1 protein-coding gene is annotated in these 1,157 nt (G+C 73.0%); it reads right to left on the reverse strand.

The annotated features are described in order from the left end of the window. Nucleotides 1–47: 47 nt before the first annotated feature. Nucleotides 48–1,157: sigma-54-dependent transcriptional regulator (locus tag ACEN88_RS32265; protein WP_413346296.1), on the reverse strand; the 1,110-nt coding region annotated here is incomplete at its 5' end.

The following is a 1,157-nucleotide window of genomic DNA, read 5'->3' on the forward strand; positions in this document are numbered from 1 at the left end:
CCGCGAGGCCGGCCGCCGTCAGCAGCGCGGCCATCTTCGCGCGCGCTTCAGATGCCATGCTTGCCCAGCTTGCGGTACAACGCGGCACGGCTGACGCCCAGCATGCGCGCGGCGAGGCTGATGTTGCCCCTGGCCTGGTTCAGCGCGGCGGCAATGGTGTCGCGTTCGAGCGCGCCGAGTTTGTACTCCACGTGGTTGGGCGCAGGCGGCGCGGCCGGTGCGAGGCCGAAATCCTCGTAGCGGTAGTCTGCCCCGCCGCCCAGGATCACGGCGCGCTCGCACGCATGGCGCAGCGCGCGCACGTTGCCCGGCCAGTCCCACGCGCACAGGCGGTCCAGCGCGGCCGGCGCCAGCTCGCGCACGGGCCGCTGGTACTGGCCCTCGTACAGCGACAGGTAGTGGTGCAGCAGCGCGGGAATGTCGTCGCGCCGGGCGCGCAGGGGCGGCACGCGGATCACGATGGTGTTCAGGCGGAACAGCAGGTCGGCGCGGAACACGGCCGGATCGAACAGGCGGTCTTCCGCCAGGTTGGTTGCGCTGACGATGCGCACGTCGACCGGTTCGGAGCGGTCGGCGCCGATCGGCGTCACCTCGCGCCGCTCGAGCGCCGTCAGCAGCCTGGCCTGCGCGGGCAGCGGCATGTTGCCGATCTCGTCGAGGAACAGCGTGCCGCCGCGCGCGGCCTGGAAGCGGCCGGCGCGGTCGCTCTTCGCGTCGGTGAACGCGCCCTTGCGGTGGCCGAACAACTCGCTCTCGAACGTCGCCTCGGGCAGCGCGCCCATGTCCACGGCGAGGAACGTCCCGGCGGCGCGGCGCGACGCCTGGTGGACGGCGCGCGCAACGAGCTCCTTGCCGACGCCGTTCTCGCCCAGCACCATCACGTTCGCTTCGGTGGGCGCGACACCGGCGATCATCGCCTTCACCTCGCGCATCGGCGCGGAGTCTCCCATCAGGGCCGACGCACCGGGCACGTTCGCGGCCGCGCGGCGCGCCAGCGCGGCATCGACGGCGGCGGCGAGGCGTGCGTTGTCCCATGGTTTGGTGATGAAGTCGACGGCGCCGCGCTTCAGCGCTTCGACCGCGAGCGGCACGTCGGCATATGCGGTCAGCGCGATCACGGCGGGCGGCCGCGCCAGCGTGCGCAGGCGGTCGAGCAC

Source organism: Massilia sp. CT11-108, assembly GCF_047302915.1.
GTDB classification, from domain to species: domain Bacteria; phylum Pseudomonadota; class Gammaproteobacteria; order Burkholderiales; family Burkholderiaceae_D; genus Telluria; species Telluria orientalis.